The sequence below is a fragment of the Nocardia cyriacigeorgica genome (assembly GCF_029868385.1).
Lineage (GTDB): Bacteria > Actinomycetota > Actinomycetes > Mycobacteriales > Mycobacteriaceae > Nocardia > Nocardia cyriacigeorgica_F.
Window position 1 is genome coordinate 78,352 of the sequence record NZ_JARWNX010000064.1, and the last position, 17,272, is coordinate 95,623.

The following is a 17,272-nucleotide window of genomic DNA, read 5'->3' on the forward strand; positions in this document are numbered from 1 at the left end:
CCCGCCCCGCCCCATCGCGGGGATGGGCGAATTGCGAAGATAGCCGAACCCCACCCATGTGTTCTTGCTCTCGCCGAATTCTCGGCTCGCACCGGCAGCGCGGCGGCGTATCCAGGCAAAACCGCTCCAGGAGTACACGTTTCCAAGACCGCACAACGGCAAACCCGTCCACGGTGAACGGAATTTGAACGAACGGATACAGCCGGTTCACCATTCGTTAGCTGAATTCGATTTCCATCATTTCGTCCCCTCCGAACGCTTTACATCGAGGTTCCAGAAATGCTGATGAGGAAATTCGCCGCGACTTCCGCGCTGTTGATCGCCGCGCTCGGTGTCACGGCCGGTGCCGTCAACGCCGCCCCCGCGCCCGCCACCGAGACCGCGGTCGGCTTCACCGCCGAGAGCAAGGGCTCGTCGTCGATCATCACCACCGATGCGGGCTCGCTCGTCGTCGAAGACGACACCTTCAAGATCAAGGCCAGCGATGGCACCGTGCTCGCCGGCGCTCCGCTGACCTTCCGGGTGGACGACTTCGAGTTCCCGATCGCCGCCGATATCGCCGGTCGCACCGCCACCCTGACCCCGCAGCTGGAGCTGGACAAGGCCGTCTACAAGCCGGTCGCCCTGCCGTTCGAGGACCAGGCCAACTGGAAAACGCCCTATGACCGGGAGAAGGACGCCTTCAACCGGCTCAAGGACACCATCGGCACCGGCGCAACCATCGGCACCCTGGTCGGCGGCATCGGCGGCGGCGCGATCGGTTGTGTGCTCGGCGGTATCGCGGGCGCGACGGTCGCCTCGGCCACCATCATCGGCCTGTTCGGTCCGTTCATCCCGGCCGCCGCGGTCGGCTGCCTCGGTGGCATCCTCGCCATCGGCGCGCTCGGCACCCTGGCCGGTCAGATCCTGATCACCGCGCCGGTCGCCATCGGCGCCGCGATCCAGTACTTCACCACGGTCAACGCACCGTTCACCCCTCCGGCCAAGTAATTCGAGCCGCAGGTCTACCGCGGAAACCCCGTCCGGCAGCACGCCGGGCGGGGTTTCCGTGCGCGCTCGCCAATAGTTCACCGGTCCAGAATTCATCCGTTGTATTACGGAACATTTTTTCGACGGTGACGGCACCGAATTGTTCACGCATCATGCGGTGCGAATGCTCGCGGGCTGTTCGATCCTGGCCCGGATGAATCGTGACGCGCGGGCCAGTGCGGCTCTGCTCTCGGGCATATTCGGCGCGATGCTCATGAAATCGTGCACCGTGCCGCGCCACAGCTCCAGCGAGTTCGGCACGCCGGCGGCGGTGAGTCGCCGAGCCATGAGTTCGCTGTCGTAGCGCAGCAGTTCCCGCTCGGCCGCGACCAGCAGCACCGGCGGCAGGCCGGTCAGGGTCGCATTGACCGGTGACAGCTTCGGGTCGAGCACTCCGCCGACCTCACCGCCCAGTTTCACCACCGCGGCCAGCGCCGCCAGCGGGATGTAGGCGTCGCGCGCGGTCTTCTCGTAATCGCGTTTGGCCGCATAGTCCAGATCGAGCAGCGGGCTGAACCCGACCAGACCCGCCGGGGCAGGCAGACCCGCTTCGAGCGCGGCGAACACCGTCGAGAACGCCAGCAGGCCACCCGCCGAATCACCGGCGATGACGATGCGCGCCGGATCGACGCGATGGCGCAGCAGCCAGCGGTAGGCATGCAGACAATCGGCCAGTGAATCGGTGATCCTGGTGCGTGGCAGCTGCCGATATTCGACATTGACCACCGGCAGCCCGGTGCGCCGGGCCAGCCCCGCCGCGACCGGCCGGTGCGTACGCAATCCACAGATGGCGAAGCCGCCGCCGTGGAAATGCAGTACGGCGCCGTGGCGCAGGGAACGTGCCGCGCCCGCGGGCCGGATGATCTCCATCCGGAAACCGTTCAGCGACACCTGTTCACGGTCGACGCCCGGTGGCTCCGGGCGCAACATCGACAGCCCGTCCACCAGCGCCGCACCGACGGGCAGGGTGGTCCTGTTGATCGGAAAGCCGCGCAGCACCGGCCGCACCACGCCACGGAAGGCTGCCTCGAACACGCGCCCCGACGCGCTCGGTCCACCCGGATTCACCACGATGCCGTGCTCTCTGGTCATCGCACACCTGCCTCCGCTGGGGCGTCGAATCCCGGCCGGACAGCTGCCCGGTTGAGCGTCGACACCGACGTTCGCACCGATCGCACACGGTGACGCTTCAGAAACGCGAACGTTTCAAAACTCGCGGCCTGAGCACACCACGCGAACGTGATCTGTGCAACAACAGTGCCCGAATCCGCCGTCGCCCATACCTGGTACCGGCACTCCGTAACCATTTCGAACAGGAGTCGGAACCGCACCGAATCCTGGACCGACCCGCCACGCCACCCGGCGGCCGAACGTCATCGCGGCAGGAGCGGACGGATCGAACCGGGTCGTAGCCGGGGACCGCCGGGCTGGCAGACTGTGCAGACATGCGCGGAATCATCTTGGCGGGCGGCACCGGCACCCGGTTGCACCCGATCACGCGCGGTGTCAGCAAACAGCTGGTCCCGGTCTACGACAAGCCGATGATCTACTACCCGCTCTCGACCCTGATGCTGGCCGGTATCCGCGACGTCCTGGTGATCACCACCCCGGAGGACGCGAATTCGTTCCAGCGCCTGCTCGGCGACGGCAGCCAGTTCGGCATTGCCATCGACTATGTGGTCCAGCCCGAACCCGACGGCCTGGCCAGGGCATTCGTCCTCGGCGCCGACCATATCGGCACCGACTGCGCGGCACTGGTGCTCGGCGACAACATCTTCCACGGGCCGGGGCTCGGCACCAGCCTGAATCGGTTCGCCGGACTGGACGGCGGTGCGGTGTTCGCCTACCGGGTATCGGATCCGACCGCCTACGGCGTGGTCGAATTCAGCGACGGCCGCGCGATATCCATCGAGGAGAAGCCGAAATCGCCGCGGTCGAACTACGCGATCCCCGGGCTCTACTTCTACGACAACGATGTCGTCGAGATCGCCCGTGACCTGCGCCCGTCGGCGCGCGGAGAATACGAGATCACCGATATCAACCGGGCCTATCTGGAGGCGGGCAAACTGCGGGTCGACGTACTCGCGCGCGGCACCGCATGGCTGGACACCGGCACCTTCGACTCACTGCTGGACGCCGCCAATTACGTCCGCACCATCGAGGAACGCCAGGGCCTCAAGATCGGCTCACCCGAAGAGGTCGCCTGGCGGCTCGGCTTCATCGATGACGAACAGCTGCGCACGCTGGCCGATCCGCTGGTCCGGTCCGGTTACGGAAGCTATCTGCTCGACCTGCTCGAGCTCGGACGGGGTTGGTGAACATGCAGATCAGAGAGATGTCGATTCCGGGGGCGTGGGTATTCACCCCGCGCCTGCTCGGCGATGAGCGCGGCACGTTCGCCGAAACGTTCAAGGCCTCGGAATTCGAGAAGGCGACCGGACGGCGCTTCGATCTGCTCCAGGTCAACACCTCGGTTTCGGCCGCCGGCGTGCTGCGCGGCATCCACTACACCGAAAATCCGCCCGGCCAGGCCAAATACGTGAGCTGTGTCCGCGGCGCGTTCCTCGACGTGGTGGTGGACCTGCGCGAGGGCTCGCCGACGTTCGGGCGCTGGGACAGCGTGCTGCTCGATGATGTGGACCGCCGTTCGGTGTTCCTGTCCGAGGGGCTCGGTCACGCGATCCTCGCACTGGCCGACGATTCCACCGTCACCTATCTGTGCTCGCTCGAGTACTCCCCCGAATTCGACCGGGACCTCGACGCTTTCGACCCGGAGCTGGCCATCGACTGGCCGAGCACCGATCGCGAGGGCCGCCCGCTCACCTATCTGCGCTCCCCGAAGGACGCCGCCGCGCCGCGGCTGTCGCAGCGCTGAGCCCGTCGCCGCCCGATCGACCCGATCCGGCGACCGCCGTGGTCGACGCATCGGCCGCTCCACATCCGGCCGGGTCGTTCCGGTCGGCCTCGCGCGGGCGCATCGGATGTCACCGACGGGCACGGCCGCCGTCCGCATCGGTCCAGGCGATGCGCCGCGCTCAGGCGCAGTTAGCGCGCGCGTCGTCTATCGCGGTGCGCGCGTCCACCGCCACCGACCGGATGCTGTCGAACGCCGCCCGATAACGATCGACCTCATGGGCCTTGTCCACATAGACCGGCCCGGTGAACGCCTCGACGTAGACCACCGGCGGTTCCGGCGTCCCCACCGCGGGGGCAGGGAATTCGAGCAGGACGAACGGACCGGACTCGATACCGCGGTGATATCCGGCATCGGCGGGCACCATCTGGATACGCACATGCGGCAGCTCGGACATCAGCCGCAGATGGTCGAGCTGACCCGCGAGGACCGAACGCTCACCCGATGCACGCCACAGCGCCGCCTCCCCGATCAGCACATCCAGCCGCAGCGGCGATTCGTCCCTGGTGAGCAGCGACTGCCGGGCCAGCCGCAGCCGTACCCGGCGCTCGACATCGGATTCCGACAGTTCCGGACGCGCGGCCCGCAGCAGCGCCCGCGCATACGATTCGGTTTGCAGCAGGCCGGGGATCAGCTGGTCCTCATAGGTGAACAGCCTGGACGCGGCCTCCTCCAGGCCGAGGTAGACCTCGAAACCCTCCCCGATGACATCGCTGTAACCGGTCCACCAGCCGCGCGACTTGGTCTCCTTGGCCAGCGCCGTCAGCGGCGCGACGGCCTCCGGTGGCGCCCCGTAGACCTTGCACATGGCCTCCACGTCCAGCCCACGCAATGAGGTCTGTCCGGTTTCGATGCGCCAGATCTTGGCCTCCGACCACTCCAGATGCTGCGCGGCGGCGCGAGTGGTCATCCTGGCCTGGTTGCGCAGATCGCGCAGCTGCCTGCCGAGGCGGCGCCTCGGCATGGTCGATCCAGTGGTCCCCTGTGGTAATGCCATTTCTCCCCCTAGTCTGACGAACGGCATTGTTCCACAAGGAAACCAGGCGGGGAATACCTGGCATGTCACAGCAAGGCCGAAGTCGCTTCTGTGTCGGTCATTTACGCGAGCCGCCGCGGCGGAACCGCCAGAACTGCACCGCGCGAACGTCTTCGGAGAGCTGGTTGACCGGCTCCGCGACATCGGACAGGGCCTGGAACAGGTCATCGGCCAGATCGCTGATGTGCTCGACCCGCGTCGCCAGCCGGGAGGCGTTCACCAGGAACTCCAGCACCAGCCGCACCGACGCGGCGATGCTGAGCCCCAATGGCACCGCGATCAGCGCCGCGAAGATCCCGAGCAAGGCCGACACCTGCCACATCAGCACCGTCAACGCGATCGGAATGCCGAAGGCGAACAGCAGTCCGAGTAGATAGGCCAGCGGCAGGATGGTCCGAGTGGCGGGCCGGCGGAACTGCACATCGAGCAGACCGCGCACCGCATCGGCACACCACTGCCGGAACGCGCGCCTGCTGACGAACGGCTCCGGCTGGGTCTCCTCCTCGGCGGCCGCACCGGGGAACCGGCGCGCCGCGGTCGAGCGCCAGGTGATCCAGCGCGACTCGGCCTCCAGTTCGTCGTCCGGTTGCGGCGATCCGGTCCCGGTGGACTCATCTGTCATGACCAGAATCCTTCCCGCTCTCCGGCCTCGAAACCACCCCCGACCTCGTCACATCCACCGGAGTCCGACCTGCGCGACCGACGCTGCCGAGCCCTAGCACCGATCGGCATTACCGGCGGGTAAATGAGACGAATCCGACAGTTGTGAAAAATTCGGGAAATCTCGTAACGCTTCGGGCACCTGCCGTCGATACGAACCATGAATGCAGGACCTGATCTGTAACGGGGAATGGAGAAGACAGTGCGTACGACGTTTCCGACTTCCGTCTCGGCGGACACCATGTCCGCCGCCGCGCAGGACTACAACCGGCGCGGTTGGACGGTCGCTGAAACGGCCAACGGTCTGTGCCTGATCACCGATGACGACATTTCCGCCATCGAGGTCAGCGGGGAGCTGGCCGCCGAGGTCCGTCGCTTCCTGCGTGCCAACAACCTGTCCGGACCGGTGATCGAGATCCCCGGTACCGAACGTCGCGAAATCCACCTCGTCACCGGCGTCCGCAAGGCGGCCATGGCGATCGAGGCGCTGCGCGAGGCCGGAGCCACCGTCCACACCGACGGTGCCGGCGTCCCGCTGCCGCCCACGCATCTCTCGGCCGGGTCGGCCTCCTGGGGCATCGCCCCGGGTGAGGCCCGCTGGGTGCCGCCGGTGGTCGCGATCAGCGCCGCTGTCCGGGCCGCATCGGCTCGGGCGCGTGGACAGCTCACCAGCGTCGCCTGCTGAGTCGGCACCGAAGCCACGGACAGACCGTCCAGGTAGACAACAGCACACGGTAGCCACCGACCCCGCCGTTCACCGGCGGGGTCTTCGCCGTTGCCGGAGATGGTCCGGCATCCTCTAGTCGATCTTGAAGATGACCATCCGCTGCACGACGAAATTGATCACGGTGGCGGTGCCCTGCGCGATGACGAACGCCAGCGGCAGCCGCCACCACACCTCGTCCAGGGCCTGATACATCACCCAGTTGATGCCGACCTGCACCGCGAAGGTCAACGCGTACAACGCGACCACCGCGAGGAACCTGGTCCGGCTCGGCGGCGCCTGGAATGTCCACCGGCGATTGATCAGATAGGCCGTGGTGGTGCCCGCGATGAAGCCGATGGCCTTGGCGATATTGACCTGGAGTCCCACCGCGTACAGCAGGGAGTACAGACCGAAGTCGACGACGGCCGACAACCCGCCGGTCACCCCGAACCGGATGATCTGCGTCTTCAGATCGACATCCGTGCTCTGTCCGACTCGGCGCTCCCGGGGCCCTACGTGGTTACGCACGCTGCCTCCTGCGGGCCCGTCGGTCACGCCGCCCGGCTCATCGACCAGCGGAATCTCGACCGGAAGCGGCAGATGGGGTTCGGCACTCACGCGCACGAGCCTAAACGACGCGACCCGCCGCGGTCCGTCGTCGGCCCGTGCTCGTCGTGGCCGCGGGCGATCCGATGCCCGCGTGGCCGATCCCATACCGGCCGGTACGGCGACCCCGGCCACGCGTCCGGCGATACCTGTAGCCTCTATGCCGATGTCCACGAAAGCTACGACCCCCACCACGACGACCGGTGACGACAGCGTTTCCGCCGCCACCAACGGCGCGGCGCGCACGTTCGAACTACCGACGCGCACCCGCACGCTCACCGGGTGGGGTCGCACCGCGCCAACATCCGCCGAAGTGCTCTCGACCAGCGATCCCGAGTTGATCGCCAAGGCCGTGGCCATGGTCGCCGAGGACAACGACGGCAAGCCCACCCATCTGCGCCGCGGCGTCATCGCGCGCGGCCTCGGCCGCTCCTACGGCGACCATGCGCAGAACGGCGGCGGCCTCGTCATCGATATGACCGCGCTCAACCGCATCCACCGCATCGACGGCGACACCCACCTGGTCGATGTCGACGGTGGTGTGAGCCTGGATCAGCTGATGAAGGCGGCACTACCGTTCGGGCTGTGGGTTCCGGTGCTACCGGGCACCAGGCAGGTCACCATCGGCGGCGCCATCGCCTCCGATATCCACGGTAAGAACCACCACTCCGAAGGCAGCTTCGGCAACCACGTCCGCTCCATCGATCTGCTCACCGCCGACGGGCAGGTGCAGACCATCTCGCCGAAGAAGAACGCCCAGCTGTTCTGGGCGACCGTCGGCGGCAACGGGCTGACCGGCGTCATCCTGCGGGCGACGATCGAGATGATCCCGACCGAGACCGCCTACTTCCTCAACGACGGCGTCAAGACCAGCACCCTGGACGAGACGATCGCGGTGCACAGTGACGGCAGCGAAGCGAACTACACGTATTCGAGCGCGTGGTTCGATGTGATCAGCCCGATGCCAGCGCTCGGCCGTTGCACGCTCACCCGCGGACGTCTGGCGAAGCTGGACGAGCTGCCCAAGAAGCTGCGCAAGCGGCCGCTCAAATTCGACGCGCCGCAGCTGATGACCGTTCCGGACATCTTCCCGAACTGGACGATGAACAAGCTGACGCTCAATGCCGTCGGCCAGGCGTACTACGCGATGGGTGGCAACTACACCGGCAAGGTGCAGAACCTGACGCAGTTCTATCACCCGCTCGACATGATCGCCGAGTGGAACCGTGGCTACGGCTCCAACGGTTTCCTCCAGTACCAGTTCGTGGTGCCGACCGAGGCGGTCGAGGCGTTCAAGAGCATCATCGTCGACATCCAGGCCTCCGGGCACTACTCGGCGCTCAACGTGTTCAAGCTGTTCGGCCCCGGTAACCAGGCGCCGCTGAGCTTCCCGATGCCGGGCTGGAACATCTGCGTCGACTTCCCGATCCGGCCCGGTCTCAACGAGCTGGTCACCGAACTCGACAAGCGCGTCCTCGAATTCGGCGGCCGCCTCTACACCGCGAAGGATTCGCGCACCACCGCCGAAACCTTCCACCAGATGTATCCCCGGATCGACGAGTGGATCAAGATCCGCCGAAGTGTCGACCCCACAGGCGTTTTCATGTCCGATATGGCCAGGAGGCTGGAGCTCCAGTGATCAACGCAGTTGGCAACCCGCAGACCATCCTGCTGTTCGGCGGAACCTCGGAGATCGGGCTGGCGATCTGCGCCGAGTACCTGAAGAAGGGCGCGGCCCGCATCATTCTGGCCGCCCTGCCCGGCGATCCGCTGCGGGAGAGCGCGGTCGCGCAGATGCGGGCGGCCGGGGCCGAGCAGGTCGACGTCATCGATTTCGACGCGCTCGACACCGACAGCCACGCCAAGGTGATCGATCAGGCCTGGGACGGCGGCGATGTGGATGTCGCCATCGTCGCCTTCGGCATGCTCGGTGACGCCGAGGAATTGTGGCAGAACCAGCGCAAGGCCGTACAGATCGCGGGCATCAACTACACCGCGGCGGTGTCGGTCGGTGTGCTGGTGGGCGAGAAGATGAAGGCGCAGGGCTTCGGCCGCATCATCGCCATGTCCTCGGTCGCGGGTGAGCGGGTGCGCCGCTCGAACTTCGTCTACGGGTCGACCAAGGCCGGTCTCGACGGCTTCTACCTCGGCCTCGGCGAGGCACTGCGCCCGTACGGTCCGCGCGTGCTCGTCATCCGGCCCGGCCAGGTGCGCACCACGACCACCCTCGAACACTGGAAGGCGACCGGCGCCAAGGAAGCGCCGTTCACGGTGGACAAGGAAGAGGTCGCGGCCCTCGCTGTCGCCGCATCGCAGAAGGGCAAGGAACTGATCTGGGCCCCCGGCCAGGTCCGCTACCTGATGTCGGTGCTGCGCCACATCCCGCGCCCGGTTTTCCGCAAACTTCCCCTGTGATTCGTTTCCCGTCGCGGTGGGCGTCCGATCACGACGGCCACCGCTGACGAGGATCATCCGGCGTGCTCGGCGGTCCGTGCCCGGCGGTCCGCGATAGCGTTGCGCCGACCGCGGAGTATCAGCCATCGATCCGGAGGCAGCATGCGAGCATTCGGGCAGCACCGCGCCCGCTATGCGGATAGGTCGAACAGATCGACAGCTCCGCGTCCCATGGACGGGAATCGGCGCGCCGTCCGGTGTCATATGTCCGCGGGAGTGTTGTCGCGATCGCGGTCCGATATTTCTGGCCAGATCCGCTCCGATCTTGTCGGAGTGATGGCATGAACACGCAGGTGGCCGAGCGCGGCGGGGCTCTCGGGCAGGCCGTGCGGCGGGTCGGTGCGAGTGCTGGTACCGCGTTTGTCGCGGCGGTGGTGGCGGCCCTGGTGGCGACCGTTGGCCTGTACGCGTTTTCGCTGGTGCAGTGGCCTGCGTTCAACTCCTCCCATGTGACTCGGGCGCTGACCACGGTCGGGCAGGTCGCTGCCGCTGCCCTGCTGGTGGCCTCGATCGTGCTGTACCGGCGCAAGGCTCGGCTGTGGCTGGCGAAACTGCTGTCGTGGGCGGGGATTTCGGCCTTCGTCACGGTGACGCTCGGGATGCCACTGGCGGCGTCGAAGCTGTACCTGTTCGGCGTCTCGGTCGATCAGGAGTTCCGCACCGAATATCTGACCAGGCTCACCGACAGCGCCGCCCTGCGCGATATGACCTACGCGGATCTGCCGCCGTTCTATCCCGCCGGATGGTTCTGGATCGGCGGCCGGGTGGCGAATGTGCTCGGGATGGACGGGTGGGAGGTCTTCAAGCCGTACGCGATCGGTTCGATCGCGGTGGCGGCGGTCATCGCGCTGGTGCTCTGGTCTGAGCTGATTCGCGCCGATTGGGCGGTCGGGGTCGCCACGGCGGTGGCCGCGGTCGGGGTCACCTTCGCCTCGCCCGAGGCGTACGGCGCGGTGATCGCGATTCTGTTGCCGCCGGTGCTGGTGCTGGCGTGGGGTGCGCTGCATCGGCCCGAGGATCAGCGTGGGACGGCAGGCGGCTGGGGTGCGGTGATCGGCACCGGGGTGTTCCTCGGCGTCGCGGCCACTTTCTACACGCTGTACCTCGCGTTCGCGGCGTTCGTGGTGACACTGATGGCGCTGGTCGCGGCCGGATACGCGGTGTGGGCACGACGGGCGGCGGGCCGCTCGCATCGCCGGAGTGCCGCCGTTTCGCGAAGTACGGCTGCCGCTCGGGACACCACCACGCAGGGCACCGGCAATGCGCGGGAAGCCACCGACGCAGAAGACGTAGACGCGTCGCAGGGCACAACCGACTCGTCGGCGACCACCGTCGCGCGCAGCACCGGCAATGCGAACGGCGGCGCGTGGCGGGCAGCAATTCCCCCACTGACCCGCCTCGTTGTCATCGGTGTCATCGCCGGGCTCATCGCGCTGACTGTGTACCTGCCGTTCCTGCTGGAACTGCTCGGCGGCACCTGGCCCAGCGGCGGCACGGCATTCCACTATCTGCCCGAGGCAGGCGCCGAACTGCCGTTCCCGATGGTCGAGTTCTCCCTGATCGGCTGCTTCTGCCTGATCGGCACGATCTGGCTGGTGCTGCGGGCCGGATCGTCGCGGCGGGCGCAGGCGCTCGGCATCGGCGTGCTCGCGGTGTATCTGTGGTCGTTGCTGTCGATGCTGGCGACGGTCGCCGGGACGACGCTGCTGTCGTTCCGGCTGGAACCGATCCTGTACGTCCTGCTGGCCGCCGCTGGCGCATTCGGCGTCGTCGAGGGCGCGCGGGCCGCCTACCAGGCGTTCAACGAGCCCGAGCGGTTCCGGATCGTCGTGGTCGCTGTCGTGCTGGTCGGTGCGCTGGCCTTCACCCAGGACATTCCACGGGTGCTGGCGCCGGAGATCACCACGGCCTACACCGACACCGACGGTGACGGTGTCCGCGCCGATCAGCGCGATCCGGCGGCGGAGTATCACTACCGCGAGATCGACGCCGCGCTCACCGCGCAGACCGGCCGCCCCCGCTCCGAGACGGTGCTGCTCACCGCCGACACCACCTTCCTCGCCTACTACCCGTACTTCGGTTTCCAGGGCCTGACCTCCCACTACGCCAATCCGCTCGCGGAGTTCCCCGAACGCGCGGCGGCCATCGAACAGTGGAGCAAGCTCGAGACCCCGCAGGAACTGCTCGACGCGATGGCGGCGGCGCCTTGGCGCGCGCCCGATGCGTTCCTGTTCCGCCGCAGCGGCGAGGATTACACACTGAGGCTCGCGAAAGACGTGTATCCCAACGATCCGAATGTGAGCCGCTACACCGTCACCTTCCCCGGCGCGCTGTTCGCCGATCCGCGCTTCACCAGCACCGATATCGGACCGTTCACGCTGATCACGGTCGCGCGCTGAGGCCATCCGGCCAGGTTCCGGCTTGTCAGCTCCGATTCAGGGTGGTTGGGTACGGTGGGCTGCTGATCGAGCCGGTACAAGGAGTTGTCTTACGTTGTGAGTGGGGAATCTGACGTCGAGCGGGGCGGATCGACGGCGGTGGACGTCGTGACCGAAGGGTCGGCGACGGCCCGGCGACCCAGCTCGCGGCGCGCATCCGAACGGTCCCGTCCACGCTTGCGGATACCGCGGCCCGACCTGGCGATCGGTGCGGGATATCTGCTGCTTGCCGCCATCATCCTGTCCGGACAGTGGCGCGATACCAGCGGCTCCTACCTGATCAAGAGCGGTCAGGACCAGACCATGTGGGAGTGGTTCTTCGCGGTCACCGCCCATTCGGTGGCCAATCTGGACAATCCGCTCGGCACGCACCTCCAGAACTTCCCGTCCGGGGTGAACATGATGGCCAATACGGCCATGTTCGGCGTCGGCATACCGCTGACGCCGGTCACCCTGCTGTTCGGTCCGACCGTCACCTTCGTGCTGGTCCTCACGCTCGGACTCGGCGGCACCGCATTCGCCTGGTACCGGCTGTTCGCCACGGAACTGGTGAGTTCGCGCACGGCCGCGGTGATCGGTGGCCTGTTCTGCGGCTTCGCGCCCGCGATGATCTCGCATGCCAACGCCCATCCGAACTTCGTGCTGCTGATCCTGCTGCCGGTGATCACCGGACAGCTGATCAGGATGGCGCGGCGCGCGAACGTCACCGCGGATCCGCGCCCGCGCCGCCGGGTCCGCGATGCGGTGATCCTCGGTCTGCTCGTGGCCTTGCAGATCGCGCTCGGCGAGGAACCGCTGCTGATCTTCGCGCTGGCCTTCGCCGTCTTCGCGATCGGCTACTACCTGCGCGAACCGCGCACCGGACTGCGGATACTGCGCCGCATCACCCCCACGGTGGCGCTGGCCGCGGTGATCACCCTCGTGCTCACCGAGATTCCGCTGTGGTGGCAGTTCTTCGGACCGCAGAGCTACCGGTCCATCGACCACGGTCAGATGGGCAACGACCTGAAGACGATCACCCAGTTCCCCTCGGAATCGCTGGGCGGCATGTTCTCACCCGGTCAGAGCGTGGCGATCAATCCGACCGAGCAGAACGCCTATTTCGGCTGGCCGCTGCTGTTGCTGCTGGTGGTCACGGCCGTGCTGCTGTGGCGTGAACGCATGGTGCGGGCCGCGACCGGCGTCATCGTGGTGTTCGGAGTGCTGTCACTCGGCTCGGAAGCCATGTTCGGCAAGCAGGGCACCGGGATCGCGCTGCCGTGGCGGCTGCTGGAATCGGTGCCGCTGGTCAATTCGATGCTGGAGACCCGGCTCACCATGGCCGCTATTCCGGCCATCGCGGTGATTCTCACGCTGGCCTGCGAACGCGCGATCGCGCTGTGGAAGGAATCGGCGGTCGACCCCAAACCGCTGGCGTGGTTCGCCGCCCTGACCTTCGCGCTGCTGCCGCTGGTGCCGACGATCCTTCCGGTCGCCGAACGGACCGCGACACCGGACTTCTTCACCGACGGCACCGTCGACCGGTATGTCGAGGATGGTTCGGTCGTGGTCGTACCGCCGCCACGCCCGCCCGATGCGCGCGCCCTGCGCTGGCAGGCCGACGCGGGCTTCTCCTTCCCGCTGGCGGGCGGCTATTTCGTCGGGCCGACCGGCGCGGACAAGAAGGGCATCTACGGTCCGGCGGCGCGCGCAACCGCATCGCTGCTGGTGCAGGCCCAGGACACCGGCCGGGTGCCCGTCATCGATGCCGACGATCGCGCCGCGGCGCTGGCCGATCTGCGGTTCTGGCGCGCCGATGTGGTGGTGCTGCCGCAGACCACCCATGCCGACACCCTGCGCCAGACCATGACCGCACTGCTCGGCACACCGCCGACTCGGGTGCAGGACGTGTGGGTCTGGGACGTGCGGTCGATGCGGTAGCCGCGACCACCGCGGTCGCATCGGCTTCGGCCATGCGGGCTGGGGGCGGGCTCCGCGCGGCGGCGCCCGTTAGAGTCGAGTCCCGTGCGACCGGACCGATCTCCCAGAGCGTTCAACCGTCTCCGCCTGATCGCCCTCGTCTCCGGATTTCTCGGATTCGTGCTGGCGTTGCTGACCCCGCTGTTGCCGGTGCGTCAGGAGCAGGCGGTCCTCGACTGGCCGCAGGCCGGGCAGACGAGTGTCGAAGCGCCACTGGTGAGTTATGAGCCGCTGCGGCTCGAACTCACGGTGCCGTGCCCGGTACTGCGGGACGCGACCGGCACACTGGTCTCGACCATTCCGATGGACTCCGATCAAGCCTCGGCCAAGGGGTTGATCGTCGCCGTGCGCGACGGCACGCTCACGGTGCTGTTGCGTGACGTCCCGCTGCTGTCGGCGCCGATGGCCGAGATCGGCGACTGCACGGCGATCAGCGTCACCTCGACAGCCGCCGCCACGAACGCCGAGATCGTCGGGGTGAACCGCGCGGACGGAACACCCTTCCGCTCCAGCGTCACTCGCGATATCCGACCGCAGATGGTCGGTGTGTTCACCGAGCTGGACCAGGCGCGGCTCGACGGCATCCGGTTGCACGCCGATATCGATTCGCGCTTCAGCTCCTCCCCCACCGTGCTGAAGCTCGCCGCGATGATCATCGCGGTGCTGAGCACCATCGTCGCGCTCATCGCCCTGCATCTGCTCGACACCTCCGACGGCCGCCGCACTCGCCGCTTCCTGCCCGCGCACTGGTGGCGCTTCACCCCCGCCGACGGCGCGGTGCTCGGCACCCTCGCGGTCTGGCACATCATCGGCGCCAACACCTCCGACGACGGCTACATCCTGAACATGGCGCGCGCCTCCGAGCACGCCGGGTACATGGCCAACTACTACCGATGGTTCGGTGTCCCCGAAGCGCCGTTCGGCTGGTCCTACGAGGTGCTGTCCTGGATGACGCGCGTCTCCGACGCCAGCCCGTGGATGCGGCTGCCCGCACTGCTGGCCGGGGTGGTGTGCTGGTTGGTGATCAGCCGCGAAGTGCTGCCGCGGCTCGGTGCGCGGGTGCGCAGCAATCAGGTCGCGCTGTGGACGGCCGGGCTGGTGTTCCTCGCCTTCTGGCTGCCCTACGACAACGGTCTGCGTCCCGAACCGCTGATCGCCGCTGGCGCACTGCTCACCTGGTGCTCGATCGAACGCGCCATCGCCACCGCGCGGCTGCTGCCTGCGGCGATCGGCGTTCTCATCGCGGCGTTCTCGCTCGCGGCCGGGCCGACGGGGCTGATCTGTATCGCGGCGCTGATCGCGGGATCGCGGCCGGTGTTGCAGGTGATCGTGAAGCGGGCGCGCGGTGAAGCGGCGACGCGGTCGATCCTGGCCGAAGCGCGGGCGCAGGTCAGGGACGCATCGCGGCCCGACGCCGAAGCTCCTCGGAATACCGACAGTGGTGCTGTTCGGGACAACGACGCGAAACCTGCCGAACGCCCGCGTGGTTCGCTCGGCAGTGGGATCTTCCGCTACGCCGCGCTTCTGGCACCCGGCCTTGCCGCCGGAACCCTGGTCCTGGTCGTCATCTTCGCCGACCAGACCCTGTCCACCGTCATGGAAGCCACCCGCGTGCGCACCATCGTCGGGCCGAACGTCGCCTGGTTCGATGAACGCACCCGCTGGGATTCGCTGCTCATGCTCGCGCCGGACGGATCGCTGTCGCGGCGGTTCGGTGTGCTGCTGATGCTGCTGTGCCTGCTGGTCTGTGTGCTCCAGGTGCTGCGCAAGGGCCGGATTCCCGGAACGTCACGTGGTCCGTCGGTGCGCATTCTCGGTATCGTGTTCGCCTCGTTGCTGTTGATGATGTGGACGCCGACCAAGTGGACGCACCACTTCGGCGTGTACGCCGGTCTCGCCGGATCGCTGGCGGCGCTGGCGGCGGTCGCGGTGGGCGTCAACGGGATTCGCTCGGCACGCAATCGGGCGCTGTTCGCCGCTGCGGTGCTGTTCCTGCTCGCCATCACCTTCACCGGCTCCAACGGCTGGTGGTACGTGTCCAGTTACGGTGTCCCGTGGTGGGACAAAGCGCCGTTGGTCGCGGGTAAGGGTGTGTCGACGCTGTTCCTCGGGCTCAGTGTGGTTGCGCTGCTGGCCGCGCTGTGGCTGCACTACCGCGAACCGTACCGGCGCAGCACCGGCTCACGCTGGGATCGCTACACCTCGGCGCCGTTGACGATTGCCGCCGCGTTGATGGTCGTTTTCGAAGTGGCGTCGTTGGCCAAGGCCGCCGTCACCCAGTTCCCGGCGTATTCGGTGGCCGAATCCAATATGCGGTCGCTGGTCGCTCGGCCGTGCGCGCTCGCCGATTCGGTGCTCGTCGAAACCGACACCGCCGATTCACTGCTCGTTCCGTACGAGGGCGCACCCGCCGACGGCCTGATCTCCACCGAATCCGGCGTGGAGTCGGTCGGTTTCACCCCGGACGGCGTGGCCGACGATCTCACCGCCGACGCGGAGGAAGTCGCGGGCGGCGGCGCCAACACCGTCGAAACCGATAACGACAACAAGACCAGCGATACCACCGGGGCCGGAACCGGCGGTGGCACCACCGCCCAGACCGGTATCAACGGTTCGACGGTGGCATTGCCGTTCGGCCTCGACCCCGCCCGCACCCCGGTGCTCGGCAGCTACACCGACGAGGACCAGAAGCAGGCGAAGCTGACCACCCAGTGGTACCGCCTCGACCTGTCGGGCTCCCGGCGCGACGATCCGGCTCTGCACGTGCTCGCCATCACCGTGGCCGGACGCATCCGGTCCGTCGACGCCGACGGTGTGCTCACCTACGGCCAGGACCTGGTGCTGGAGTACGGAACCCGCGCCGCCGACGGCTCCATGACGGTGCTCGGCGCGATCACCCCGACCGATATCGGACCGGCGCCGTCCTGGCGGAACCTGCGGGTACCGCTCGACGAGATCCCCGAAGAGGTCAACGCGGTACGCCTGGTGGCGACCGACAACGACATCACCCAGCGCCAATGGCTGGCCATCACCCCACCCCGCCTGCCGAGCCTGGCCACCCTCGACTCGGTCGTCGGCCACACCGACCCGGTCCTGCTGGACTGGCACGTCGGCCTCGCCTTCCCCTGCCAACGCCCCTTCGACCATCGCTACGGCGTCGCCGAAACCCCCCGCTGGCGCATCCTGCCCGACCGCGTCGGCTCCGACGCCTCCAACGCCTGGCAGGACGATATCGGCGGCGGCCCGCTCGGCTGGACCGAACTACTCCTGCAAGCGGAGTCGGTCCCGACCTACCTGGAAAACGATTGGTCCCGCGACTGGGGCTCCCTGGAACGATTCACCCCCTACGACCCGACCGCCACACCAGCGGAAGTCGGCGTCACAACGGTGACCCGCTCGGGCCTGGAGAAGGATGATCCGATTCGGATCAGGTAGGGAAGTCAGCCGTCCCGCTCGCAAGACGCATCAGC

Annotated in this window: 13 protein-coding genes; 9 read left to right on the top strand and 4 right to left on the bottom strand. The window is 67.5% G+C overall.

All coding sequences use genetic code 11. The features are described 5' to 3' along the window. Positions 1-279 precede the first annotated feature (279 nt). A complete protein-coding gene (locus QH168_RS25825) occupies positions 280-990 on the top strand; it encodes a hypothetical protein (protein WP_280468457.1) in 711 nt (236 codons plus the stop codon). 150 nt (positions 991-1,140) lie between these two features. Here QH168_RS25825 and QH168_RS25830 read toward each other — a convergent pair whose 3' ends face one another. After that, the gene (locus tag QH168_RS25830) at positions 1,141-2,121 is read right to left on the bottom strand and encodes an alpha/beta hydrolase (protein WP_280468459.1); all 981 of its coding nucleotides are present in this window, start codon (positions 2,119-2,121) and stop codon (positions 1,141-1,143) included. Between the two features lie 353 nt (positions 2,122-2,474). On the opposite strand from QH168_RS25830, the gene rfbA reads away from it, so the two are divergent. Next, a complete protein-coding gene (gene rfbA, locus QH168_RS25835) occupies positions 2,475-3,347 on the top strand; it encodes a glucose-1-phosphate thymidylyltransferase RfbA (RefSeq protein WP_280468461.1) in 873 nt (290 codons plus the stop codon). A 2-nt stretch (positions 3,348-3,349) separates the two neighbouring features. Then, the gene (locus QH168_RS25840; RefSeq protein WP_280468463.1) at positions 3,350-3,904 is read left to right on the top strand and encodes a dTDP-4-dehydrorhamnose 3,5-epimerase family protein; all 555 of its coding nucleotides are present in this window, start codon (positions 3,350-3,352) and stop codon (positions 3,902-3,904) included. Positions 3,905-4,064: 160 nt separating this feature from the next. Here QH168_RS25840 and QH168_RS25845 read toward each other — a convergent pair whose 3' ends face one another. Together QH168_RS25845 and QH168_RS25850 are read right to left on the bottom strand one after the other, a co-directional pair. After that, the gene (locus tag QH168_RS25845) at positions 4,065-4,907 is read right to left on the bottom strand and encodes a helix-turn-helix domain-containing protein (protein WP_280468464.1); all 843 of its coding nucleotides are present in this window, start codon (positions 4,905-4,907) and stop codon (positions 4,065-4,067) included. Between the two features lie 130 nt (positions 4,908-5,037). Beyond that, positions 5,038-5,601, bottom strand: a complete 564-nt coding sequence (locus QH168_RS25850) for a DUF4282 domain-containing protein (protein WP_280468465.1) — start codon at positions 5,599-5,601, stop codon at positions 5,038-5,040. 240 nt (positions 5,602-5,841) lie between these two features. On the opposite strand from QH168_RS25850, the gene QH168_RS25855 reads away from it, so the two are divergent. After that, positions 5,842-6,324 carry a hypothetical protein gene (locus QH168_RS25855; protein WP_280468466.1) on the top strand — a complete coding sequence of 161 codons (483 nt, stop codon included), beginning with the start codon at positions 5,842-5,844 and terminating at the stop codon, positions 6,322-6,324. A gap of 114 nt (positions 6,325-6,438) precedes the next feature. On the opposite strand, the gene QH168_RS25860 is transcribed toward QH168_RS25855, so the two are convergent. Next, entirely contained in the window at positions 6,439-6,969 is a 531-nt protein-coding gene (locus QH168_RS25860) for a GtrA family protein (protein WP_432421169.1), read from the bottom strand. Between the two features lie 142 nt (positions 6,970-7,111). On the opposite strand from QH168_RS25860, the gene QH168_RS25865 reads away from it, so the two are divergent. The 5 genes from QH168_RS25865 (at position 7,112) to QH168_RS25885 (ending at position 17,237) form a co-directional block, all read left to right on the top strand. After that, a complete protein-coding gene (locus QH168_RS25865; RefSeq protein WP_280468468.1) occupies positions 7,112-8,590 on the top strand; it encodes an FAD-binding oxidoreductase in 1,479 nt (492 codons plus the stop codon). Next, positions 8,587-9,366 carry a decaprenylphospho-beta-D-erythro-pentofuranosid-2-ulose 2-reductase gene (locus QH168_RS25870; RefSeq protein ID WP_280468469.1) on the top strand — a complete coding sequence of 260 codons (780 nt, stop codon included), beginning with the start codon at positions 8,587-8,589 and terminating at the stop codon, positions 9,364-9,366. Before QH168_RS25865 ends, QH168_RS25870 begins: the two co-directional genes overlap by 4 nt. A gap of 320 nt (positions 9,367-9,686) precedes the next feature. Next, positions 9,687-11,804, top strand: coding sequence for a galactan 5-O-arabinofuranosyltransferase (locus QH168_RS25875; RefSeq protein WP_280468470.1), 2,118 nt, complete (start codon positions 9,687-9,689; stop codon positions 11,802-11,804). A gap of 138 nt (positions 11,805-11,942) precedes the next feature. Beyond that, on the top strand, positions 11,943-13,763 hold the full coding sequence (locus QH168_RS25880) for a glycosyl transferase (RefSeq protein ID WP_432421184.1): 1,821 nt from the start codon (positions 11,943-11,945) through the stop codon (positions 13,761-13,763). Between the two features lie 84 nt (positions 13,764-13,847). After that, positions 13,848-17,237 (top strand): arabinosyltransferase domain-containing protein, encoded by a 3,390-nt coding sequence (locus tag QH168_RS25885; protein WP_280468473.1) that lies wholly within the window; start codon positions 13,848-13,850, stop codon positions 17,235-17,237. The last annotated feature ends 35 nt before the right edge of the window (positions 17,238-17,272 follow it).